At 56.7% G+C, this 21,891-nt stretch carries 22 protein-coding genes; 13 read left to right on the top strand and 9 right to left on the bottom strand.

Annotated features, from left to right (window positions below):
- Positions 1-81 precede the first annotated feature (81 nt).
- From RSK20926_RS12780 to RSK20926_RS22130, 3 genes are all read left to right on the top strand, one after another.
- Positions 82-1,344 carry an Hsp70 family protein gene (locus tag RSK20926_RS12780; protein ID WP_008207269.1) on the top strand — a complete coding sequence of 421 codons (1,263 nt, stop codon included), beginning with the start codon at positions 82-84 and terminating at the stop codon, positions 1,342-1,344.
- Positions 1,345-1,450: 106 nt separating this feature from the next.
- Entirely contained in the window at positions 1,451-2,251 is an 801-nt protein-coding gene (locus RSK20926_RS12785) for a lytic murein transglycosylase (protein ID WP_008207270.1), read from the top strand.
- Positions 2,252-2,533: 282 nt separating this feature from the next.
- On the top strand, positions 2,534-3,583 hold the full coding sequence (locus RSK20926_RS22130) for a hypothetical protein (protein ID WP_050773078.1): 1,050 nt from the start codon (positions 2,534-2,536) through the stop codon (positions 3,581-3,583).
- Positions 3,584-3,662: 79 nt separating this feature from the next.
- Here RSK20926_RS22130 and RSK20926_RS12795 read toward each other — a convergent pair whose 3' ends face one another.
- Entirely contained in the window at positions 3,663-4,409 is a 747-nt protein-coding gene (locus tag RSK20926_RS12795) for a heme-dependent oxidative N-demethylase family protein (RefSeq protein ID WP_037254988.1), read from the bottom strand.
- 159 nt (positions 4,410-4,568) lie between these two features.
- Here RSK20926_RS12795 and dddP point away from each other — a divergent pair, with 159 nt between their 5' ends.
- Positions 4,569-5,912 carry a dimethylsulfonioproprionate lyase DddP gene (gene dddP, locus RSK20926_RS12800; RefSeq protein WP_008207275.1) on the top strand — a complete coding sequence of 448 codons (1,344 nt, stop codon included), beginning with the start codon at positions 4,569-4,571 and terminating at the stop codon, positions 5,910-5,912.
- A gap of 182 nt (positions 5,913-6,094) precedes the next feature.
- The gene (locus RSK20926_RS12805; protein ID WP_008207277.1) at positions 6,095-6,751 is read left to right on the top strand and encodes a 5-formyltetrahydrofolate cyclo-ligase; all 657 of its coding nucleotides are present in this window, start codon (positions 6,095-6,097) and stop codon (positions 6,749-6,751) included.
- A gap of 9 nt (positions 6,752-6,760) precedes the next feature.
- On the opposite strand, the gene RSK20926_RS12810 is transcribed toward RSK20926_RS12805, so the two are convergent.
- Both RSK20926_RS12810 and RSK20926_RS12815 read right to left on the bottom strand, forming a co-directional pair.
- Complete coding sequence (locus RSK20926_RS12810; protein WP_008207278.1) at positions 6,761-7,792, bottom strand: nickel/cobalt transporter; 1,032 nt, start codon at positions 7,790-7,792, stop codon at positions 6,761-6,763.
- Complete coding sequence (locus tag RSK20926_RS12815) at positions 7,777-8,433, bottom strand: DUF1007 family protein (protein WP_037254991.1); 657 nt, start codon at positions 8,431-8,433, stop codon at positions 7,777-7,779. Before RSK20926_RS12815 ends, RSK20926_RS12810 begins: the two co-directional genes overlap by 16 nt.
- A gap of 219 nt (positions 8,434-8,652) precedes the next feature.
- Between RSK20926_RS12815 and RSK20926_RS12820 the strand changes: the two genes are divergently transcribed.
- Both RSK20926_RS12820 and RSK20926_RS12825 read left to right on the top strand, forming a co-directional pair.
- Entirely contained in the window at positions 8,653-9,882 is a 1,230-nt protein-coding gene (locus RSK20926_RS12820) for a bifunctional alpha/beta hydrolase/OsmC family protein (RefSeq protein WP_008207280.1), read from the top strand.
- 241 nt (positions 9,883-10,123) lie between these two features.
- Positions 10,124-10,381: a DUF6455 family protein gene (locus tag RSK20926_RS12825; RefSeq protein WP_008207281.1), complete on the top strand. Its 258-nt coding sequence runs from the start codon at positions 10,124-10,126 to the stop codon at positions 10,379-10,381.
- Positions 10,382-10,521: 140 nt separating this feature from the next.
- Here the strand turns inward: RSK20926_RS12825 and RSK20926_RS12830 are convergent, their stop codons facing one another.
- Entirely contained in the window at positions 10,522-10,860 is a 339-nt protein-coding gene (locus RSK20926_RS12830) for a hypothetical protein (protein WP_008207282.1), read from the bottom strand.
- An 87-nt stretch (positions 10,861-10,947) separates the two neighbouring features.
- On the opposite strand from RSK20926_RS12830, the gene purB reads away from it, so the two are divergent.
- From purB to RSK20926_RS12850, 4 genes are all read left to right on the top strand, one after another.
- Entirely contained in the window at positions 10,948-12,252 is a 1,305-nt protein-coding gene (gene purB / locus RSK20926_RS12835) for an adenylosuccinate lyase (RefSeq protein ID WP_008207283.1), read from the top strand.
- A 240-nt stretch (positions 12,253-12,492) separates the two neighbouring features.
- Positions 12,493-13,038, top strand: a complete 546-nt coding sequence (locus RSK20926_RS12840) for a hypothetical protein (RefSeq protein WP_008207284.1) — start codon at positions 12,493-12,495, stop codon at positions 13,036-13,038.
- A 76-nt stretch (positions 13,039-13,114) separates the two neighbouring features.
- Positions 13,115-14,242: a flagellar motor switch protein FliG gene (locus RSK20926_RS12845; RefSeq protein ID WP_008207285.1), complete on the top strand. Its 1,128-nt coding sequence runs from the start codon at positions 13,115-13,117 to the stop codon at positions 14,240-14,242.
- Positions 14,243-14,478: 236 nt separating this feature from the next.
- Positions 14,479-15,411, top strand: coding sequence for a lysophospholipid acyltransferase family protein (locus tag RSK20926_RS12850; protein WP_008207286.1), 933 nt, complete (start codon positions 14,479-14,481; stop codon positions 15,409-15,411).
- Between the two features lie 35 nt (positions 15,412-15,446).
- On the opposite strand, the gene RSK20926_RS12855 is transcribed toward RSK20926_RS12850, so the two are convergent.
- Positions 15,447-16,169, bottom strand: coding sequence for a DUF1223 domain-containing protein (locus RSK20926_RS12855; RefSeq protein ID WP_008207287.1), 723 nt, complete (start codon positions 16,167-16,169; stop codon positions 15,447-15,449).
- Between the two features lie 212 nt (positions 16,170-16,381).
- Here RSK20926_RS12855 and acnA point away from each other — a divergent pair, with 212 nt between their 5' ends.
- Complete coding sequence (gene acnA / locus RSK20926_RS12860; RefSeq protein WP_008207288.1) at positions 16,382-19,084, top strand: aconitate hydratase AcnA; 2,703 nt, start codon at positions 16,382-16,384, stop codon at positions 19,082-19,084.
- 118 nt (positions 19,085-19,202) lie between these two features.
- On the opposite strand, the gene RSK20926_RS12865 is transcribed toward acnA, so the two are convergent.
- Entirely contained in the window at positions 19,203-20,066 is an 864-nt protein-coding gene (locus tag RSK20926_RS12865) for a PilZ domain-containing protein (protein WP_157133116.1), read from the bottom strand.
- 209 nt (positions 20,067-20,275) lie between these two features.
- On the opposite strand from RSK20926_RS12865, the gene RSK20926_RS12870 reads away from it, so the two are divergent.
- The gene (locus tag RSK20926_RS12870; RefSeq protein WP_008207292.1) at positions 20,276-20,614 is read left to right on the top strand and encodes a DOPA 4,5-dioxygenase family protein; all 339 of its coding nucleotides are present in this window, start codon (positions 20,276-20,278) and stop codon (positions 20,612-20,614) included.
- A 57-nt stretch (positions 20,615-20,671) separates the two neighbouring features.
- On the opposite strand, the gene RSK20926_RS12875 is transcribed toward RSK20926_RS12870, so the two are convergent.
- From RSK20926_RS12875 to ccmC, 3 genes are all read right to left on the bottom strand, one after another.
- A complete protein-coding gene (locus tag RSK20926_RS12875; protein ID WP_037254994.1) occupies positions 20,672-21,211 on the bottom strand; it encodes a DsbE family thiol:disulfide interchange protein in 540 nt (179 codons plus the stop codon).
- Complete coding sequence (ccmD, locus tag RSK20926_RS12880; protein WP_008207297.1) at positions 21,204-21,362, bottom strand: heme exporter protein CcmD; 159 nt, start codon at positions 21,360-21,362, stop codon at positions 21,204-21,206. Before ccmD ends, RSK20926_RS12875 begins: the two co-directional genes overlap by 8 nt.
- 3 nt (positions 21,363-21,365) lie before the next feature.
- Positions 21,366-21,891: heme ABC transporter permease CcmC (gene ccmC / locus RSK20926_RS12885; RefSeq protein WP_008207298.1), on the bottom strand; the 526-nt coding region annotated here is incomplete at its 5' end.

Below are 21,891 nucleotides of genomic sequence, written 5' to 3' on the forward strand. Positions count from 1 at the left end.
CTAGCAGGGTCAAAAGGCCTTGTCGGCAAGCATCGGGTTCTTTACCTAGGCCCGTTCCACTGCCCATGAGGAGCCATTTCCATGACAAAACCTGCCTCACTGCCGACAACACTTGGGATCGACTTTGGCACTTCCAACTCCGCTGCCGGCCTGGCGGTTGCCGGTCGTCCCTGGCTAGTGGAAATAGAACCCGGCGAAACGACCCTGCCAACGGCTGTCTTCTTTGAAGAGGCCTCTTCAAACATGCGCATCGGGCGCAGCGCGACCCGGGCATTGATCTCCGGGGAAGAAGGCCGCTTCATGCGCGCGCTCAAAAGCCTGCTTGGCACGCCGCTGTTGCGAGAAGAACGTCGCATCTACAAGCAAAAGACCGATTTCATTCAGATAATCGCGTCCTTTTTGAACCTCATCAAAACCCGCGCCGAAGCGGCAACCGGGCAGACCTTTAGCCATGCGCTCTCTGGTCGGCCCGTTCACTTCCACAGCTCGGACCCGCAGCGAGATGCACAGGCCGAAGTGGACCTGCGTGAATGCTACCTTGCCGCAGGGTTTGAGGATGTCAGCTTCCTTTACGAACCAGAAGCAGCCGTGCGTTCCGCCCGTCCCAAGCCAGGGCTTGGTTTGATTGTCGACATCGGTGGCGGCACCTCGGACTTCACGCTGTTTGAGCAGAATACCGAAAGTGAGACCCGCATCATCTGTTCGCATGGCTTGCGACTGGGGGGGACCGACTTTGACAGGCAGATCAGCGTCGACCATGTGATGCCACTGCTTGGGCGCGGCTCAGCCATCCGAAATACCTTTGGCAAGGACACCCTTCCTGCGCCAAACAGAATTTTCAACGATCTGGCAACCTGGCAGATGATCCCTTTCCTCTACACCGCTGAAACCCGTCGTGCAGCGCAGGAACTGGAACGGCAGGCTGTTGAAAGTGAGAAACTTGCCCGTCTCACTACGGTTCTGGAGGAAGAGCTGGGCCATGATCTGGCCTTTGCGGTTGAACGTGGAAAGATCAGCGCCAATGATCTGGAAAACCGGGAGCCGACGATTGATCTGCGCATTCTGGAGCGTGGTCTCTCTGCCCCATTGGCCGCCCTACAGCTGCAAGACAGCCTGGCAGAGATGGCAAGGCGTATCGCTGAAAACGCTCAGGAAACGCTGCAGCTTTCGGACACTGCTCCCGCGCAGGTCGATCGCCTTGTGCTCGTCGGCGGATCTTCACTCCTCGGGGCAATCCAGGGAGAGCTGCGAGCATTGTTTCCTGAGGCCGAATTCGAAATGCGCAATGCGATGACCGCTGTTGCAGATGGGCTGGCGCTATCTGCGGCTGAGGCCTTCCGCTAGGAAGCTCAGACAGGAGAGATGGGAAAGGTTCAAGGCTTTTCCCGCTGTCATTTGCGGGAGATACTGCTAGCCTGAAAGCGCTAACTTAGCTTGGACCATTTCAGATATGCGAATTCTTCAGATTTCCGCCATCGCTCTTGTGGCGAGTTTTTTCTCATCCGCGAGCTTTGCAGCCAGTTGCGGCAACACGGCAGCCGGTTTTGAAGCTTGGAAAGCCAGCTTTGCCAAAACCGCGAAACGCGCTGGCGTTAAACGACCGGGGCTACAAGCCCTGAGCAACGCACGCTATGCCAGTCGAACGATTGCGGCCGACCGAAATCAAAAGAGCTTTCGCTACTCTCTCGAAAAATTCATGCAAGTACGTGGCAGTGAGACGATCATTGCGCAGGGGCGCAAGCGCAGAGCCCGCAATCAGGCCTTCTTTGCCGCGTTGGAGAAGAAATACGGCGTCCCAGCCGGGGTTCTGATTGCAATCCACGGGATGGAAACCGCTTTTGGCAATTTCATGGGAGACAGTCAGGTGGTCTCTGCCATCGTGACCCTGACCTATGATTGCCGCCGCTCCGCCTTTTTTGAGCCCCATGCACTGGGAGCGCTGAAACTGGTTGATCAGGGCGCCATCACCTCTGCAACACTTGGCGCCAAACACGGAGAGCTGGGCCATACTCAGTTTCTTCCAGGCAATGCCCTGCGTTTTGGCGTTGATTGGGACAGGAACGGCCGGGTGGATTTCTACAATTTGGAGGATGCCCTCGCCTCAACCGCTTTCTTCCTCAAAAAGAAGGGGTGGAAGCGAGGCAAGGGATACCAACAGGGCGAACCAAACTTTCGAGTGTTGAAAGAATGGAACGCAGCGACCGTTTACCAGCAGTCCCTTGCCATCATGGGACGCCGTATCGATCAATAGGATTTGGCCCCTTCACCTCTGCCTCAACAATCGTTCAGCTAGGCAATGATTGTAAGGCTTGCGGCACCAAAGTGGCCTTCCCCCGCCTTCTTCCGGCCCCAATCCACTCTCCCCCAAGGAGATATTTCGACATAAACCTTTGTTTTTACGCACCCTTAGCTGCATCTCATTCTGGCGGGATTCTCTAAACAATTCTTCATGAATTGTTCTGAACCGCCAAACTTTCCTCCATTTCCCTTTTTATTGTTGTCTCAGATGCAACCGGAACGGAGGACCCTGAAGGTGGCACAGTTTGAGCAATACAAAGGTAAGCTGGGGTTTGAAGGCCGCAGCCAGGAAAAACTGTCCCGCGCCATGAATGCGATGTTGGATACGCTGGAAGAATTCGGCCATCCTGCAGAACAGATCAATGCGCGTGGGTCACATCGCATCCAGTTGGATTGCGACCACTACAGCGTATCACTGCGCTGGCGGTCAGTTCCCCTGCGCCTCGGCGTAAGGGCGACTCGTGGGTTCAAAACAACGGCCGGGCTGATTGAAGTCCTGTTCACACCTCACTTTCCAGAGCGATGCGACCAGGAAATCACAGAGCTTTTGCTAGCCTGCGCGCTTCAACGCATGACCGAAGAGCTAGAGCCTCTTTGCGTGTTCTGGAAAGGTGTTGAAACGCCCATCTCCGCAAAAGACTTCCTCGCCGCTTTTAAGCCCCAGATGCCACAGGAGGAAGAAGCAGCGCTGGCGTCTGAGCCCCATGACGCAAGCACAGACATGTTGAGGAGCGAACCGGATTTGGTCAATCCACGCTCCGATAATACTGCAGCAGCACCCATAAGCCGCCCACGTCGCGCAACTGCGCAAAGCAAGCCGTTTTCTTCAGCAGCCCCGCTGCCTGCGGCCCGAGCACTTGGCCATAGCGAAACGCTGGATCAGCCGCCTTCTTGGCAACGTTTGAAACGGGCAGAACAAGCCCATTCACAAGCAGAAACCGAACAGGCACGCGGCAAGGCTTTCTTTGGCTCAGCGGATGAAACGCTTCCGCATCTCGAAAAGACCTGTGATCGGATCAGCAAGACCCCAGTTAGCTTGGCCTCTTCTCCGGGGCCCTTAAAACCCAAACCGATTGAGTTGCACTCTTATCAGAAACAGCAACAAAATCTGCGCCAGGCCATGATCGGCCAGAACCGCATTCATTCCCTTTGGTCCGCGATGACAAATGCCTTGCGCGGTGCTGATCTGGTGATGAGCCTGCGGGCATTGGTTACTGCGGTTGTGATCCTGTTTCTGCATGGGTCAGGAATGGTACAGGCTGCGGCCAGGGCCTTCCTACCATAGAGCCAAACGCTACCCCTGCAGGCCGCTCACGAGCGGTCTGCGCCTTTGCTCCTCGGGCAGCTAGGCTGTGCAACAAAAGCTAGGCCTCTTCGCCCCATTGGGCAAAGACATCATCCCGGTGCAAGACATAGCTATGTATCGAGAAGATCACCGCCCTGCTCTTTGGCAGTCGTAACAGAACCTGTTGCTCGCTTCGCATGTATTGCGCAGCACTGCCGTGGCTCTTGTCGCGCGGATCAGACATACGACGTGGCGCGTGCAGCTCCGGGTCGTGGTACCAAAGCGCGTTGAAACGCCAGAGCGGGCGACCCGTTTGCACCCCGTCAAAGAGCCGCTGAACCCGCTTGGCGATCCCCTCATCATAACTGTCTACGGTGTCGTGAATACCGATCAGTGGGCGCATGAACTTCTCTGCCAAGGTCCAGCTGGCGGGGAAACACAGGATCGCACCGGTCAAGACATGTTCGTCACTGCCCTCGGGCCGCTGCAGAATGCAGAAATCTTGTTGGGTGATCCTGCCAAGCGTCCCCAGAGGATCCTGCCAGTTGATCTTGACCTCTTGCCCATCAGGGCGCAGAACCACCTCTGTGGCATCTGGATAGAGCTGCGCAAGGACAGTCTCCAGCAGTTCCTGTGCCGCCTCGAAGGCCGAACCGTCCATCTCCAGTACCTTGTCCCGACGCTCCGCCAGCAACTCCTCACGGCGCCTCATCTGCCCGGCAAAGGCGTCATCCGGCTGCAACCAAAGCGCCGGATCCAAAGGCTGGATCCCGGGCAGTTTGGCTGGTTTTAAGGGATTGTGAGGGATCGACTTCTGCAGAATCATCACTGGCCTACCGCTTCTTTTTCTTCACTTGAATAACAAAGCTACAGGGCAAAATCGCGCGAAAACGACCTCCCCCCCCGTCGCAATCGGAGCGGACAGAGCTTGACTGGCCACGCAGACTGTACAGAACTGTTCAGAAGAGTTTGAGGAGGCCAGGACATGACCGAGCATTACCGCGACCGCCGTAAGATTGACCCCAGCAAAGGGGTAACCCTGGGCGATGGCACCCCAAATGAGAATGATCGGATCGAAATCGGCCCCACCCAGCTGGCCTTTCAGGAATGGGAAGCGGCCGGGCTGATCTTGCCGGACCTGACCCGGATGCGCGAATTCCGCTGGAAGCGTTTGGTGCAGGCGATCAACGATCGCGGCTATGGCGGTGTGCTGCTCTTTGATCCGCTGAACATCCGCTACGCCACTGACAGCACCAATATGCAGCTTTGGAATACCCATAACCCCTTCCGCGCAGTGCTGGTCTGCGCCGATGGCTATATGGTGATCTGGGACTATAAGAACTCACCATTCCTATCGACCTTCAACCCTTTGGTACGGGAGCAGCGCTCCGGCGCCGATCTTTTCTACTTTGATCGTGGCGACAAGGTGGATGTGGCGGCCGATGTCTTCTCCAATGAGGTGCGGATCCTGATTGAGGAGCATTCCGGCGGCAACAAGCGTTTGGGCGTCGACAAGATCATGTTGCACGGGTTGCGCGCGCTCGAGGCCCAGGGATTTGAGATCATGGAAGGCGAGGAGCTGACCGAAAAGACCCGCGCCATCAAAGGCGAGGATGAGATCCGCGCCATGCGCTGCGCCCATCACGCCTGTGAAAGCGCGGTGCAAGCGATGGAGGATTTTGCCCGCGCCAATGTCGGCGACGGCAAAACCAGTGAGGATGATATCTGGGCGGTGCTACATGCGGAAAACATCCGACGTGGCGGCGAATGGATCGAAACCCGGCTGCTTGCTTCGGGCCAGCGCACCAACCCCTGGTTCCAGGAATGCGGGCCACGGATTACGCAACAGAATGAGATCATCTCCTTTGACACCGACCTCATCGGCTCTTACGGGATCTGCATCGACATCTCGCGCAGCTGGTGGATCGGAGATCAGAAACCGCGCGAGGATATGATCTATGCCATGCGCCATGCCCATGAGCACATCATGCAGAATATGGAGATGCTGAAACCCGGCGTCACCATCCCGGAACTCACCGCCAATACCCATGTGCTGGACGACAAGTTCCAGGCGCAGAAATACGGCTGCCTGATGCACGGGGTGGGCCTTTGTGATGAATGGCCCCTGGTTGCCTATCCTGACAAAGCGGTTGAGGGCGCCTATGACTATCCGCTGGAGCCGGGCATGGTCCTCTGTGTTGAGGCCTGCGTTGGCGAGGTGGGGGGCGATTTCTCCATCAAGCTGGAGGATCAGGTGCTGATCACCGAAGACGGCTATGAGAACCTCACCACCTATCCCTTTGACAAGGCCCTGATGGGAGAGGGCTAAGGTCGCCCCCAGAAGCAAGGGCAAAAGCAACAACCAGCTCAATCACTTCTAAAACGGTCTATTCTTGAGGTGATTTTGAACGCCTTCCCTTGACGGGATTGATCCGGGTCAAGGGCACGGTGCCTAGCCTACCCTATTGCCAGTAGCTAGAGTTTGGATGGACTGGATCAAAGGGCCCCCACATGACTGAAGACCCTCGCGGTGGATGCTCACCTTGTTTTGCGGCGGATCTGGTGGCGGGGCAGCCCGTTGATACCGAAACCCGCCGGGACGTAGCGCGGTTCCGCAAGGCGGAGCGCACGCGCTTGCTGACCCTACGCCAGGCCCTGCCCCAGGCAGAACGACAAGCACAAGCCGCCAAGATCGCCAGTGCGCTACACCAAGAGATCAAACCGGGGCCGGAACATGTGATTGCCTGCTACTGGCCCATCCGCAGTGAATTGGACCTGCGCCCCTGGATGGCTGAAGCCCATGCGGCTGGCGCGACATTGGCCCTCCCTGCTGTGTTAGAACCGGGCACCCCCCTGGCGTTTCACCGCTGGGCCCCAGGTGCGCCGATGAAACGCGGGTTTTGGAATATCCCCGTTCCGGCAGCAGAAGAAGTAGTAGTGCCCAATGTGGTGATCTCCCCGGTAGTTGGCATTGACGAGGAAGGCTACCGGCTGGGCAATGGCGGCGGCTATTATGACCGCACTCTGGCGGCCATACAGCACAAACCACTGGTGATTGGTATCGGCCAGGACTTCACCCCAATTAAGACGATCTTCCCGATGCCCTGGGATTTGCCAATGGATCTGGTGATCCTGGGGGATGGCAGTCGGCGGCAGATCTCAACCTGATCGCAGATTCTAGCGCAGGCTCGTCAACAGCAGCCCTGACGCCATCAAAACAACCAAGAGACCCGCTGTCACTTCCAACACCGGCATAAGGCGTTGGCCACGATCACTTCCCGCAAGTGAGAGCAAAAGCCCACCGCGCAGGCCAGAGGCCGCAAGTGCCACGGTGATCGTGACAGAAGCGGTGCCCAGCGCCATGGCGATGACACCCATGACACCGGCCAGAGCAATCCCCATTTGCCAGGTGATCACCAACACAAAAAGAGCGCCGGTACAGGGGCGTATCGCGATCCCCGCAATCAAAACCAGGGCTTCCCGCAAGCTGGTCGCGGCCTCGGCCTCTGCCAGGCTGGGGCCGTGACGATGACCACAGCTGGAACAGACCTCCTCTGCGGAATGGGCCAGCGCCTTCCCATCTGCCGGTTCCGTTCCGTGTGAATGTCTATGATTGTGGTCATGGCTGTGGCCGTGCAAATGCTCCTGTTCCGAACCATGCGAACAGGGGTGATCCCGCTTGGTCCCAGCTTCCTCTGCTCCTGCCGTCGTAGCGCCCAGTGCCCAGAACCGGCGCAGCCCGCGCAGCATCAGCCAGGCTCCAATCAGTACAATGGCGGCATAGCTGACCGGGGCCATGGCCTCCTCAGCGAGGTCCACCATCCCTTGCCGTGTGAGGTTAAAGATCCAAACCGCCGAATAGACCAAGAGGATGGCCATTGCCCCCTGACCTAGGCTGGAGAACAGGCCGATCAGTCCCAACCTTACGAGGGGCACCTTGCGTCCCAATCCATAGCCGCCCAACAGGATCTTCCCATGTCCCGGCCCCACCGCATGAAAGAACCCATAGGCAAAACACAGCGACATGAGGGCAAGTAGCGCGCCCGTCTCACCGGCCCGTAAGGCGCGCAGACCTCGCGCTATTCGGTTTTGAAAGACATATTGCTGACCCGCAGCCCAGTCCGCCACAGGGTCGAACAGGCCGGCACCCCAGATCCAAGCTACTAGCGCAGCGAAGAGGGCGAAAACCAGGATTAGGAGCTTGGACATGTGATCAGAATTTCCGTAGCAAACTCCGCCCCCAGGAGCGGGATGTCATTCTCTTCCAGATCCGCATTGGCATCCAGCCGCAAAAGCTGCGCCTGCATCTGGGCTAAAGCCCCTTCTATGTCGGGATCCAGCCGTTCCAGCATACAGCGCCCATCCAAGGGACCGGAAATCCGAACCGGAAGCTTGATTTCATAGGCGGTGTAATAGGACGGATCAAAGGCCTTGATCGAGAAGGGCCCGGAATTTACCGGAGGGCGTGCTACCACCTTGCGCATATGGGTGCTGACGATACGCCCCTCCGCGAATTCCGTTGCAGCCTCTAGTGGCCCGGAAAGCGGCAGAATCTCCTCTCCCGCACGCACTTCCAGATCGCCGTTGAAACCCTCATCCCAATTGGTGTCGAACCCGGTCAGAAGAAAATGCTCAGCTTGCGTGAGTTTCCCGTCCCCGTCACGGTCCAATCCCAGGTCTTCTGTGACCAGAAGCGAATAGAACTCGTCATAGGACCAAGTGACTTTGATGGCATCCAACCGATTGTCAGCGTCGAACAGCACTTCAAACCCGGTATCGACAAAGACATGGGGGTGCGCCTGAAGAGGGTTGGGGAGCAGGAGCAAAACAGAGGCAAGGATAGGTTTCATGGCGCAGAGGCTATGCCCTTCTGAAGACAGGTGCAAACAGAGTGCACTAGCCCCCTCCCACAGGGGCAAAAACCTGCTGAAGCCCGCACGGAAGACAGAAAGAACAAAAGATCTCTGCTTGTCGCATGTTTTCACCTTCGCGTGACGTTTCTTGCAGGTACCTTGCCCGGCGCGGTCTGGCATCGCAGTTTAGGTCAACCCAGACAAAAAGGCTGTCCCATGCCAACAGAACGCATCACCTTTCCAGGTCATTCCGGTGAGACCCTCGCTGCAAGACTAGATTTGCCACAGGGCCCCATCCTGGCCACGGCACTGTTTGCCCATTGTTTTACCTGCTCAAAAGATATTCCGGCAGCGCGCAGAATTGCGGGCAGGTTAGCGGCCATGGGTATCGCAGTTTTGCGATTTGATTTCACAGGGCTGGGGCATTCTGAAGGTGAATTTGCCAATACCACCTTTAGTTCCAATGTCGCCGATCTGATCGCTGCCTCTCATTACCTTGCCGACCGTAATCTGCCACCTGCTTTGCTGATTGGCCACTCTCTAGGAGGAGCTGCTGTTTTGCGAGCTCGGGCTGGCATTCCTAGTATCAAAGGGGTCGTGACCCTCGGCGCACCTTTTGACCCTGGTCATGTCTCCCATCACTTTGACGCTGCCCTGCCAGAAATACAGGCAAAAGGCCGGGCCGAAGTGTCGCTGGGCGGGCGTCCCTTTGTGATTGGCAAGGAATTTGTCGAAGACATCCAGGCAGAGGCTCTGTCCCCTGCGATCAATGACCTGCAGGCTGCTCTTCTGGTGATGCATGCCCCCCGTGACGCCACGGTCAGCATCGATAACGCAGCTGAGATCTTTCAGGCGGCAAAACACCCCAAAAGCTTTGTCACGCTGGATGGAGCAGATCACCTGATCAGCAATTCGGAAGATGCTGAATATGCGGCCGAAGTTATCGCCGCTTGGGCCGGGCGCTATGTGAAGCTAACCCCTCCTGCCCCGCCTCCGGGTGCGCCAGAAGGGATTCTGCGTGTGAGCGAAGCGGATCCCAGTGGTTTCTTGCAGGACGTTCAAAGTGGTCCCTACCACCATGCCTTTGCGGATGAGCCTTTGGCCTATGGGGGCACCAACAAGGGCATGACCCCCTATGGCTTCGTTGCGGCGGGACTTGGGGCCTGTACCTCTATGACGATCCGCATGTATGCACGCCGCAAGGGATGGGCGCTTGATAGCATCAGCGTTGATGTAAGCCATGATAAGGTGCACGCACAGGATGCCCTACCTTCTGGCCCTGCAAAGATCGACCAATTCACCCGTCTCATCACCATCTGTGGGGATCTGGACGAAAGTCAACGCGCTAAACTATTGGAAATTGCCGACAAATGCCCGGTGCATAAAACGCTTGAGCATAGCTCTAAGGTGACAACAACGCTTACAGACTCCGTCTCTTCGATCTGAGTTATGCTTGGGCTATGGGTTTCTTCTGCAGGATGAAACCCGCGCTGCCCCTTGGAGCAGGACCTTTTTCACAAGACATTTCCCCGCCTTCGCCGCGTGGGGAATGCTTGCTGCCCCTAAGTCAAACCAATCCAAAAGACGCTCTTGATACATATCAAGGTCATGACTTCGCATCTACGCCAGCGTCACAGGAGGCAAAGAGATCTGCCCTTTGGCAGGTCTCCCACTCAGGAGGCGCGCAATGGGATTGTTTTCTAAACTCGGGCAAAGCACGGATCTGGTCGAAGGCATGGCAGACCGGCTGGGCATAGATTATGGCGAAGTTGTCGCCCGTGACCCGGAAACCGAGGGTCGAAAATTCATGCGCGCGGTTCTTAACTGCAGCAAATGCAGCAACCAAGATGGCTGTGCAAAGCTGCAGGCCCAATCAGATCAACTGGCTACCACCCCAGACTATTGCCGCAACACCGATATGTTGCACCGCATGCAACAAGGTTAAGCCCTACTGTCAGTCAGGGCCGTCCTATTCCAGGGCTGCCAAGAACCGGCTACAAATACCAAACAACACAGGAGCCTCGCCAAAGGCGCTCCACCATCAGTCCTGCACTGATGGTGGTTTTCATTTTCACGATCACGATCCTATTCGACCAATACCCCGACGGTTTGGTCCCCATGTTTGCCGGTAAAACGAAAACGTGGCCCCGAGCGTTCCAAATCATAGCAACTCCAGAGATCTGAAGGGGGCCAAACGGAACAATACTGATCCCCGCGTACGCCCCAGTAGCCTGTGCTCGGACGGCTGGCAAAGTAAGGCGTCTCTCCCGATTTCAGGAATTGTTGACGGTCCCCGTTTTCATAGAGCAATTCCTGTCCCGTCAGGCCTTGCGCTATCTCAACGCCATCCAGTTTCACCCAATCCTGCGCCTGGACGGGCACCGCACCCAAAAACAGGGCGGCAAGCGCTGCGACATATTTCATTGTTTCCCTCCCGGACTTGCCCCTTGGCCTCTCCTCCCTTATGACGCCGGGCATCTGCTGCACAATCACATGAAGGTGACTTCGCTCATGATCCCCCGTTATTCCCGCCCTGAAATGGTAGCTATCTGGTCGCCAGAAACCAAATTCCGCATCTGGTACGAGATCGAGGCACATGCCTGTGATGCGATGGCCAATCTGGGGGTGATCCCGCGCGAAAACGCAGAGGCTGTCTGGAAAGCCAAGGATGTTGAATTTGATGTCGCTCGCATCGACGAGATCGAAGCGGTCACCAAACATGACGTCATCGCCTTCCTGACCCATCTGGCGGAACATGTCGGCAGCGAAGAGGCCCGCTTTGTCCACCAGGGCATGACCTCTTCCGATGTGCTGGACACCTGCCTCAACGTACAGCTGGTGCGTTCTGCTGATATCCTGATCAAGGATATGGAGGGCCTGCTGGCGGCGCTGAAAAAACGCGCGCTGGAGCATAAGGACACCGTTCGTGTCGGCCGCAGCCACGGCATCCACGCCGAGCCCACTACGATGGGCCTGACCTTTGCCCGTTTCTACGCGGAAATGGATCGCAACCTGGCCCGCCTGAAACTGGCCCGTGAGGAAATCGCCACCGGCGCCATCTCCGGTGCGGTTGGCACCTTTGCCAATATCGACCCTGCCGTCGAAGAGCATGTCTGCGAAAAACTGGGCCTGAGCCCGGAGCCGATCTCCACCCAGGTGATCCCGCGCGACCGTCACGCGATGTTCTTTGCCACCCTCGGCGTCATCGCCTCCTCGATCGAAAACGTCGCCATCGAGATCCGCCACATGCAGCGCACCGAGGTGCTGGAAGGAGCGGAGTTCTTCTCGATGGGCCAAAAAGGCTCTTCGGCGATGCCGCATAAGAAGAACCCGGTTTTGACCGAAAACCTCACCGGTCTGGCGCGCCTAGTACGCATGTCTGTGATCCCGGCGATGGAAAACGTTGCCCTCTGGCATGAGCGCGACATTTCACACTCTTCCGTTGAGCGCGCCATCGGTCCCGACGCCTGTGTCACCCTGGATTTTGCCATTGCCCGCCTCACCGGTGTGATCGACAAGATGCTGGTCTTCCCGCAGAACATGCTGGACAACATGAACAAATTCCCCGGCCTGGTGATGAGCCAGCGGGTGCTGCTGGCCCTCACACAGGCCGGTGTCAGCCGTGAGGACGCCTATTCCATGGTGCAGCGCAACGCGCTGAAAGTCTGGGAAGAGCGCCTGGATTTCCGCGAGCTTCTCTTGGCGGACGAAGAAGTTGTTAAAGCCCTGGGCGAAGACGGCATCAACGAAAAGTTCAATATGGACTACCACACCAAACACGTTGGCACGATTTTCAAACGTGTCTTTGGCGAATAAGCGCCCTCGGCGGGACCACGCTGCCCCGGATTGAAACATCAACGCCCCGACCACTCGGTCGGGGCGATTTTCATTAGTCTTCAAAGATTTGACCGCCGACCTTAACACTCTCCCAACCAGCGGCTTTTCCATCTGCCGGCTTAGAGCCCCGGAAAAACAACTTTGTGATCGAATATTTTCCTCCGCTCGCGGGTTCTCTTGGTATCCTGTTCACAACCAGAGAAATTTGGAGACCACAAAATGCGCAAGATAGTTCTGGCAGCAGCACTCAGCCTTCCCATGATCACACCACTTGGTGCCTTTGCCGCAGGTGGCGACAGCTGGTCCCCTCCCAAGCCCACCGAGACCACAAAAACCTGCAAAGGCAAACGGGTCTGGGATGAGACCAAGAAACGCTGTGTTCGTCCGAAACAATCCTCTCTGAATCAGCAAGAGCTTTTGCAAGCTGCTCGAGAGTTGGCCTATGCGGACCGCCAGGAAGACGCCCAGGCAGTCCTTGCCGCCCTGTCAGAGCAGGACAGCCCGATGGCCTTGACCTATTGGGGTTTCACCAATCGCAAACTAGGCAATCATGCTTTGGCGACGCGTTATTATCAGCGCGCCATTGCGTCTGATCCCAACAATTTTCTTGCGCGATCCTATATGGGGCAAGGCTTTGTCGAAAAAGGGCAATATGGTCTCGCACTGGCACAATGGAAAGAAATTCGCGCCCGCGGCGGGACTGGTTCCTGGGCAGAGGCCTCCCTGCGCAAAGCCCTCGAAACCGGTGTGACATACAGCTACTGAGCTTCAGCATTTCTTTACGGCTGAAGGTCTAGATTGCTCTTGTCCGAAAAAGAATCTTTTTGGCTAGGGTGCTAGAATGCTGAATGACGATATGTTGGCGCTTCCAATGGCAGCAGACGGTGGGATGGGCGATTTCGCCGCGCCTGCCACTATGCCTATGGGGGGAGATCTTCCAATGGCAGGCGGATCTTCTGCCGCCAGTTCCCTGAGCGGTAAGGCCAAGGCCGCTATTGTTGTCAGACTGCTGCTCAATGAAGGCGCTGATATCCCTATTGAAGAGCTTCCCGACCAATTGCAGATGGAATTGACCCAGCAGATGGGCAAGATGCGTCTTGTCGATCGCGATACGCTTTATGCGGTGGCCAGTGAATTCGCTGAACTTCTGGACAATGTGGGCCTGACCTTTCCCAATGGTCTTGCCGGCGCTCTGACCGCAATGGATGGGCGCATCAGCCGCCAGACCGCAACCCGGCTGCGCAAAGAAGCCGGCGTGCGCCAGTTTGGCGATCCTTGGGAACATCTCAAGAGCCTGAAACCGATAGAGCTGGCAAAGCTCTGCGAAGCGGAGAGCATCGAAGTGGCAGCTGTCCTCCTGTCCAAGCTGGATACAGCCAAAGCTGCAGAAATGTTGGCACATTTGCCGGGCCCCGTAGCGCGGCAGATCACCTATGCTGTGAGCCATACCAGCAACGTGACCCCTGACACGGTTGATAGAATTGGGCTTTCACTAGCAGCGCAGGTCGCCTCCCGTCCGGAAGTTGCCTTCGCCAGCACTCCTGGCCAACGCGTTGGTGCTATCCTCACCGAAGCGGCGGCGGCAAAACGCGATGAGGTTCTGACAGCCCTTGAAGAAGAAGATGAAGAATTCGCAACGGATGTACGCAAATCCATCTATACCTATGCTCTGATCGCAAAACGGATGGATAAGGCCGATGTGCCAAAACTGATGCGCGTTGTCTCCATGCCGGATATTGTGACGTCGATTGCATTTGCCACTGACGAAGAAGACGTCGCGACCAATGACTTCCTGCTGGAAAACATGTCCAAACGCATGGCGGAGAACATTCGCGAAGAAGCTAAGGAACTGGGTTCAGTCAAACGCAAGGATGGTGAGGCCGCCTTTGGGCAGGTCATCTCTGCCATGCGGGATCTTGCCAATATGGGCGATATTGAACTGAAATCCGATGAGGAAGCAGAAGAGTAACCCGTTCCGGACTGCCGGAAACTCACAACCGTGACTAAAACAGGGGTAATCAGTTACCCCCGTCAATCTATACGTCCTTTGCCCTCTTCGCCGCCAGATTCCCTTCTCGCCCGCTGCCAGTTTTTCTTTTGGCCCGCCTTTCTGAGACTGCTCTTTGGTGCAACCGGTTGCCACGCCTTGGTGCCAGCATTATGATCCCTCTCTTCAAGCAGTTGAACTAGGCAGGCCCCCCTTCTATGCCCCAAGCCCCCTCCGCGCTCTCGCTAAAACAGCGGATCTCCTATTTTACTGGCAATCTAGCGCTTCGCGGCGTGATCGGACTTGTTGGGCTACTGCCCTATGGCTGGCGCGTCCCTGCACTGGGAAAGCTGACAAGCCTGCTGGGGCCGATAGCAGGCATGGATAAGCGCGTCCGTGCCAATCTTGCGCTAACCTGCCCTGAACTGACCGAAGCAGAAGTCGCGCATCTTTGCCGAGAGGTCAGCAACAATGCCGGCCGTGTCATCGCCGAGCTTTATGCAGGCAAGCCATTTTTAGAACGTGCAACTGCTGCACCGATTTCTGGACCTGGCTTCGAAGCCCTTCAAAAGGCCCGCGACGAAAACCGCCCCGTTATCCTGGTGACAGGTCATTTCGGCAATTACGATGCGGCCCGGTCTGGGTTGATTGCCCGTGGTTTTTCCATGGGATCGCTATACCGACGGATGGCGAACCCCTATTTCAATGAACACTACGTGCGCACGATCGAAGGCATCGGCAAGCCGATGTTTGAACAGGGCAAACGTGGCATGATGGAAATGGTGCGCCACCTCAAGCAAAAGGGCATTATCGCCATTGTTGCGGATCTTCATGTTCATGGCGGTGAACTGGTCGAGTTTTTTGGCAAACCCGCCGTGACCTCGACCGTCCCGGCAGAGCTCGCCCTGAAATACAATGCCGCCTTGATCCCGATCTACGGTATTCGCAGGGAAAATGGCCTGGATTTTGATATTCTACTCAATCCGGAGATTGAACACAGCGACGCCCTGACAATGACCAAGGCAATTTGCGATGATCTTGAAGGTGTCGTGCGCAAGAACATGGGGCAATGGTTCTGGATTCATCGCCGCTGGAAACCCTATGTCCCTGCACCAAAATCAGACACCACCTCTGGGCCAGTCGAACCCTGAGGGACAAATCAGTTTGCAGCGGCTACAGCTGTTGCCTACTGCAGGCGTGCGGCTGCAAGTATCCTTCCGTAAGAGCCTTCTTGGACAAGAATGGCCGCTGGCAAATCGCCGGTGAGTTCAAAGCTTATGTGCGCTTCGCCCTGACCATCCCACTGCCCCACCTGTTTTAGCTCTTCAACAACATTGGCATAGCTCAGCCGATGCCCGGCAAGTTCACCGCGTGCGATTTCAACAAAATGGCGTTCACTAAAACGCACCAGTTGAACAAAAATTGGAAGCTCCTTGTCTAGATTGCCCTGGGCTGCAAGCGACAGCTGCACCGTTTTCCCACTTTGGCTATGCAGCAACAGAACCTGGCGCTGTTCCGTCTGATAGCTGGCGATAGCTTCCTCAACGGCTGTTTCATCCGCCCCCAAAATATCCTGTTGCCCCATGATGATCATCTGCGGGGTATAGATCATCCTCCGCCCCGCCAAATGGGCATAACCCTTCTGGCGACGTGTATGAGCGGGGCTGGCAAAGATATCTTTCCAACCGATATAGTCCCAATAATCCACATGCAGCGCCAAGGGCAGCACATCAGAACGCTCTGCCAGTTTCAAAAGAAGCGCGTCAGCAGGCGGACAAGAGGAACATCCCTGCGAAGTGAACAGCTCCACAACCACTGGTTCCTGGCCAAATCCCGCACGCTGCTCCGCCATGCCGATCTGTGGCAAGGTCAGCCCAAGGGCGGTCGCGAGAGAGGCAAGTAACTTCATGGGTCATGCATCCTGATTGCTATCTCTTTTGGTCTAAAGCGCCCATTGGACGAAGGCCAATCAATCATTCTTGAGAGAGAAGAGAGTAGATCCCCACACTGCCCCGATATCGCTGCGCACAATCCTTCGCGCATCCCCTATTGAACCAGACGGTGACCTGATGCAGAAAACCCTTAGCGAAATCCCTATTCACACCTCAAAGGGAGGCCAAAATGCCCATTTCTGTCGGTCAAGACAATGCAGGTGCTCGCCGCAAACTAAGCGCCAACGGCAAGTCATTTTCCTATTACTCCATTCCCGCTGCCACCGAGGCTGGCCTTGGAGATTTCTCCAAGCTGCCTGCCGCGCTGAAGGTCGTGCTGGAAAATATGCTGCGGTTTGAGGACGGCGGCTTCTCTGTTTCGACCGACGACATCAAGGCCTTTGCCGAATGGGGCGCCAATGGCGGCATGAACCCGCGAGAGATCGCATATCGTCCGGCCCGCGTCCTGATGCAGGATTTCACCGGAGTTCCCGCTGTTGTTGACTTGGCGGCCATGCGCGACGGCATTGTCAGCCTTAAGGGTTCAGCCGCCAAGATCAACCCGCTGGTACCGGTAGATCTGGTCATCGATCACTCGGTCATGATTGATGAATTCGGCAATCCCCGCGCGTTTCAGATGAACGTCGACCGCGAATATGAGCGCAACATGGAGCGGTATCAGTTCCTGAAATGGGGACAGAGCGCCTTCAACAATTTCCGCGTTGTGCCGCCCGGAACCGGTATCTGCCACCAGGTAAACCTGGAGTATCTGGCGCAAACCGTCTGGACCGACATGGACCAGAACGGCGAGGAAGTGGCCTACCCCGACACACTCGTGGGCACCGACAGCCACACCACCATGGTCAACGGCGTTGCGGTTCTGGGCTGGGGCGTTGGCGGCATTGAGGCTGAGGCTGCGATGCTGGGCCAGCCGATTTCCATGCTGATCCCCGAAGTCATCGGCTTTGAGCTGACCGGCCAAATGGTCGAAGGCACCACAGGCACCGACCTGGTGCTAAAGGTCGTGGAAATGCTGCGCGCCAAGGGCGTGGTTGGCAAATTCGTCGAGTTCTTTGGCGAGGGCCTGGACCGTCTGCCGTTGGCAGACCGCGCGACCATCGCCAACATGGCGCCTGAGTATGGCGCCACCTGCGGTTTCTTCCCGATCGACGGCGAGACCCTGCGCTACCTGCGCAACACCGGCCGTGACGAGGACCGCATCGCCCTGGTCGAAGCCTATGCCAAAGAGAACGGTTTCTGGCGTGGTGAAGACTACAACCCCATCTACACCGATACGTTGACACTGGATATGGGCAGCATCGTCCCTGCAATTTCCGGCCCGAAGCGTCCGCAGGACTATGTTGCGCTGACCGACGCCAAGTCGGCCTTTGCCAAGGAAATGGAAGAGACCTTCAAGCGTCCCATGGGCAAGGAAACCGCCGTCAAAGGCGAAGACTACACCATGGAGAGCGGTAAGGTGGTTATTGCGTCCATCACCTCCTGCACCAATACATCGAACCCCTATGTGATGATCGGCGCCGGCCTGGTTGCACGTAAAGCGGCTGCTCTGGGCCTCGACCGCAAGCCCTGGGTCAAGACCTCGCTGGCACCGGGAAGCCAAGTTGTCTCAGCCTATCTGGAGGCCGCAGATCTGCAGGAGGATTTGGACAAGGTCGGCTTTAATCTGGTGGGTTATGGTTGCACCACCTGCATCGGTAACTCCGGCCCGATCCAGCAGGAGATTTCCGAAGCGATTGCCGAGGGTGATCTGGTGGCGACTTCGGTGCTGTCGGGCAACCGCAATTTCGAGGGCCGCATCAGCCCGGACGTGCGCGCCAATTACCTGGCCTCACCGCCGCTGGTTGTGGCCTATGCGCTGGCGGGCACCATGGACATCAACCTGGCTTCCGACCCGATTGCACAGGACAAGGACGGCAATGACGTCTACCTGAAAGACATCTGGCCCTCGACCCAGGAAATAGCCGAGTTGGTCGAACAGACCGTCACCCGCGAAGCCTTCCAGTCGAAATACGCCGATGTCTTCAAAGGCGACGAGAAGTGGCAGGCGGTGGAGACCACCGACGCGGAAACCTATGATTGGCCCGCTGCCTCGACCTACATCCAGAACCCGCCCTACTTCCAAGGTATGGGGTCCGAGCCTGGCACCATCTCGAACATCGAAGGCGCTAAGGTTCTGGCGGTGCTGGGAGACATGGTCACCACCGACCACATCTCGCCCGCAGGTTCCTTTGCCACCACCACGCCTGCCGGCCAGTACCTGCTGGAGCGCCAGGTGCAGCCGCGTGAGTTCAACTCCTATGGCTCCCGCCGCGGCAATCACGAAATCATGATGCGCGGTACTTTTGCCAATATCCGCATCAAGAACGAGATGCTGACCAAGGCTGATGGTAGCCAGGTCGAAGGCGGCTACACCAAAGGACCCGATGGCGAACAAACCTCAATCTACGAGGCCTCGATGGCACATCAGGCCAATGGCACCCCGCTGGTGGTCTTTGGTGGCGAGCAGTATGGCGCAGGCTCTTCGCGGGACTGGGCAGCCAAAGGCACAGCCCTGCTGGGCGTCAAAGCCGTGATCGCCGAGAGCTTTGAGCGTATCCACCGCTCCAACCTAGTTGGTATGGGGGTGATCCCCTTTGAGTTCACTGGCAATGACAGCCGCAAATCACTGGGACTGACCGGCGAAGAGACTGTCTCGATCAGCGGTCTAGACACCATTCAACCACTACAGGAGGTACCTTGTCAGATCACAATGGCGGACGGTTCGATGAAGGAAATCACACTGAAGTGCCGTATCGATACCGCACCTGAAATCGAATACATCGAACATGGCGGCGTGCTGCACTATGTACTCCGCAACTTGGCAAAATCCTGACGCTTCTATTCTTCAATCTCCTGCAACAGGATCGGGCGCCCCTGAGCGCCCGATTTCTTTTTGTCCTGTCTACCAAGCCTCAGCCAGTCCGCACGCCCAGATCCTGATCATTGTGCAATCAGCTCTCCAGGGAAAATTCCTCCTGCGGCCCTTGCTTCAGATTGAACAGCGCCCGATCTAACAATTCGGTGTTCATCATCTCGTCAAAGTCCAACATCATATGATCCTTACTGCAGCGCACCACTCGTGCAGGAGCCCGTTCGCCCAGGAAATTTAATTCAACCCTATGCCCGCTATCCAGTCCACGCGCGATCTGCAGTTTCGCACCAGAACGGCTGACATTCACGATCATCGCCGGATAGAGACTGTTGGCGTCGGTCACCGTACAAGGCAACATACAGCCATAGCGTCGCGTACGGCGTTGCGAGATTTGGTTCCACCAGCCAAAGGCAGCCAAAACAACTCCCCCAATCAGTATCGCTGCACCAAAGAGATGCAAAACACCGCTTTCTAAAAGCTGCGCGGCCCCTGACCCAAAGTTTGCCGCTCCAGCCCCCTCGTGCTGCATGGGCGCGGCACAGGGTAGAACAGCGTTTTCCTTCTCCATCACCTGCAACAGAGGTGTGATATTCATTTCCCTGGCAGACATCGCTGTTGTCCGTCGGCCCGACTGTTCATGACTGAACAAGAGCTTTTTCTGCTGTTTAGCCAGGGCACCGGTACGCATGGCCAATCGGTCGTGGCCCGCCTGTTTGAGACGGTTTTGCAAACCTGCCGCGTCCTGTGCATGACGTTTGGTGAGCCAAATCGCCTCCGCCCCCTCACCTGTTTCAAGGTAGGTCAGAAAACTATGCATATCCGCAACCAGCACTGTAACGTCGTTTTGCAAACGACAACTGGTGGAGGTGGCCGCAGCAAGTGACGCCTGCACTACAAACAAGGATGCACAGAACAGCAGTTTCGTCACCGAAAGAGTTTTCATCACAAAGCGCCCTTCACAAATTGCAGCGGTTTCAACAGCTTTTGTCAAATTTCGACTACTTCTGACGCAAAACCCTTGCGGTCTGTTTAACGCAGAGGAAACGATAGCTTTACGAAAAAAATCCCTTTTGACTCTGGTGTTTTTACGCACCAAGGCTGTGAAAACATGCAGAATTGATACAGAGGTCAGAGCTGCCCAAATATTGTCACATGAAACAGAGCAGCAGCATCCTGGGCTATCATGCCCATGTCTATTTTGATGGCCAGAGCCTGGAGCAGGCCCGCCATCTCTGTGAGACCGCCCAGCAGGAATTTGGGGTAAAAATGGGCACTATGCACAAAGGCCCGATTGGTCCCCATCCCATGGGCTCTTGTCAGCTTACTTGCAGTCCAGCGCAATTTTCCCAGCTTCTGCCCTGGCTGGCCTTGAACCGGGCAGGATTGATCATCTTTGCCCATCCCGAAACCGGAGAGGCGCTAGCGGATCACAGGGATCACGCAATCTGGCTCGGGACCGGTCTTGATCTGGATCTGTCGATTTTCAACTGATCCTGCATCGGGATTGCCCACGCGGCCCTGCAAGCAGAGCGAAACTACCCTGCGTTTTCAGTTACCACGTGCCTTTTCGATGGCATCCCTCAGGGTGGTCTCTGCCACGCGCTGGGTAATGGGGCCAGCAAAGCGCAGGATGATCTTGCCTTCACCGTCGATCACATAGGTTTCAGGCACGCCGTAAACACCCCAATCAAGCGCCATGCGCCCTTTCTCATCGCGGCCCAACCCGGCATAGGGATCACCGAGTTCATCTAGAAAAGCTTCGGCATTCCCCAGTTGATCCTTATAGTTGACCCCGTAGATCTTGATGCCTTCCTTGGAGAGGGCATCAAGGCTGGGATGTTCAACGCGGCAGGGCGCACACCAGCTGGCCCAATAGTTCACCAGCTTAACTTCGCCATCGCGTAGAGTGGCATCATCAAACCCTGTCTTGCCGGGGAACTCCGTCAGGACAACAGGCGGGGCCGGCTGCCCCAGGCGCGCAGATGGCAAGCTTTCGGGATCTTCACGGTACATGCCGACAACCGCCAATCCGACAAAGCTGGCAAACACCGCTACAGGAATTGCCATCAGAGGAGAGAACCTAGCCATCACGGCGCATCCTTTCTTCGAGTTGTTCCATCTCACGGCGCACCCGCCGCCCCCGCCAGAGGGTAAAAAGGACCAATGCAATCAGCAGAGCAATCGAAGAGGCATAGGCCGAGAACACCGTTTCACTGTATTTTCCAAGATCAGGCAGCATTCCTTACGCCTCCAAACGTTCGCGCGCCATCAGCGCCTTGATCCGACGTGCCCGGATTTCAGTCCCTGTGCGGTAGAACACCAGGGCAATAAACAGCAGAATGAAACCCGCCATGCACACATAGAGAGGGGTGGAGAAGGCATCATGCACATTCTCTTTTTCATCCAGCGACAACGAAGCCCCCTGATGCAGCCCCTGATTCCAGAAATTCACCGCATATCGGCTGAGCACAGCAAAGACCGAGCCCACCAGGCAGAGCACCGATGTCAGATCCGCCGCGGTATCCGGGTTGTCGATCGCTTCCCAGAGGGCGACATAGCCCAAATAGAACAGGAAAAGTACCAGGAACGAGGTGAGGCGCGGATCCCAGGCCCACCAGGTTCCCCACATTGGCTGCCCCCAAATTGCGCCGGTCACCAGGGCGATCAAGGTCATGACAATGCCGATGGGTGCTGCCGCGCGGGCAGCCAGCGCGCTCACATGATGGCGGCGGATCACCCAGACCAGTGATGCCACGAGCATCATGAAC

It is taken from the genome of Roseobacter sp. SK209-2-6, assembly GCF_000169455.1.
GTDB lineage: Bacteria > Pseudomonadota > Alphaproteobacteria > Rhodobacterales > Rhodobacteraceae > Pseudophaeobacter.

Bases quoted from the DNA above. Each gene is read 5' to 3' on its own strand.
- RSK20926_RS12780 (WP_008207269.1), top strand. From the start codon at position 82: ATGACAAAACCTGCCTCACTGCCGACAACACTTGGGATCGACTTTGGC.
- RSK20926_RS12785 (WP_008207270.1), top strand. From the start codon at position 1,451: ATGCGAATTCTTCAGATTTCCGCCATCGCTCTTGTGGCGAGTTTTTTC.
- RSK20926_RS12795 (WP_037254988.1), bottom strand. From the start codon at position 4,409: ATGATTCTGCAGAAGTCGATCCCTCACAATCCCTTAAAACCAGCCAAA.
- dddP (WP_008207275.1), top strand. From the start codon at position 4,569: ATGACCGAGCATTACCGCGACCGCCGTAAGATTGACCCCAGCAAAGGG.
- RSK20926_RS12805 (WP_008207277.1), top strand. From the start codon at position 6,095: ATGACTGAAGACCCTCGCGGTGGATGCTCACCTTGTTTTGCGGCGGAT.
- RSK20926_RS12810 (WP_008207278.1), bottom strand. From the start codon at position 7,792: ATGTCCAAGCTCCTAATCCTGGTTTTCGCCCTCTTCGCTGCGCTAGTA.
- RSK20926_RS12815 (WP_037254991.1), bottom strand. From the start codon at position 8,433: ATGAAACCTATCCTTGCCTCTGTTTTGCTCCTGCTCCCCAACCCTCTT.
- RSK20926_RS12820 (WP_008207280.1), top strand. From the start codon at position 8,653: ATGCCAACAGAACGCATCACCTTTCCAGGTCATTCCGGTGAGACCCTC.
- RSK20926_RS12825 (WP_008207281.1), top strand. From the start codon at position 10,124: ATGGGATTGTTTTCTAAACTCGGGCAAAGCACGGATCTGGTCGAAGGC.
- RSK20926_RS12830 (WP_008207282.1), bottom strand. From the start codon at position 10,860: ATGAAATATGTCGCAGCGCTTGCCGCCCTGTTTTTGGGTGCGGTGCCC.
- purB (WP_008207283.1), top strand. From the start codon at position 10,948: ATGATCCCCCGTTATTCCCGCCCTGAAATGGTAGCTATCTGGTCGCCA.
- RSK20926_RS12840 (WP_008207284.1), top strand. From the start codon at position 12,493: ATGCGCAAGATAGTTCTGGCAGCAGCACTCAGCCTTCCCATGATCACA.
- RSK20926_RS12845 (WP_008207285.1), top strand. From the start codon at position 13,115: ATGCTGAATGACGATATGTTGGCGCTTCCAATGGCAGCAGACGGTGGG.
- RSK20926_RS12850 (WP_008207286.1), top strand. From the start codon at position 14,479: ATGCCCCAAGCCCCCTCCGCGCTCTCGCTAAAACAGCGGATCTCCTAT.
- RSK20926_RS12855 (WP_008207287.1), bottom strand. From the start codon at position 16,169: ATGAAGTTACTTGCCTCTCTCGCGACCGCCCTTGGGCTGACCTTGCCA.
- acnA (WP_008207288.1), top strand. From the start codon at position 16,382: ATGCCCATTTCTGTCGGTCAAGACAATGCAGGTGCTCGCCGCAAACTA.
- RSK20926_RS12865 (WP_157133116.1), bottom strand. From the start codon at position 20,066: ATGAAAACTCTTTCGGTGACGAAACTGCTGTTCTGTGCATCCTTGTTT.
- RSK20926_RS12870 (WP_008207292.1), top strand. From the start codon at position 20,276: ATGAAACAGAGCAGCAGCATCCTGGGCTATCATGCCCATGTCTATTTT.
- RSK20926_RS12875 (WP_037254994.1), bottom strand. From the start codon at position 21,211: ATGGCTAGGTTCTCTCCTCTGATGGCAATTCCTGTAGCGGTGTTTGCC.
- ccmD (WP_008207297.1), bottom strand. From the start codon at position 21,362: ATGCTGCCTGATCTTGGAAAATACAGTGAAACGGTGTTCTCGGCCTAT.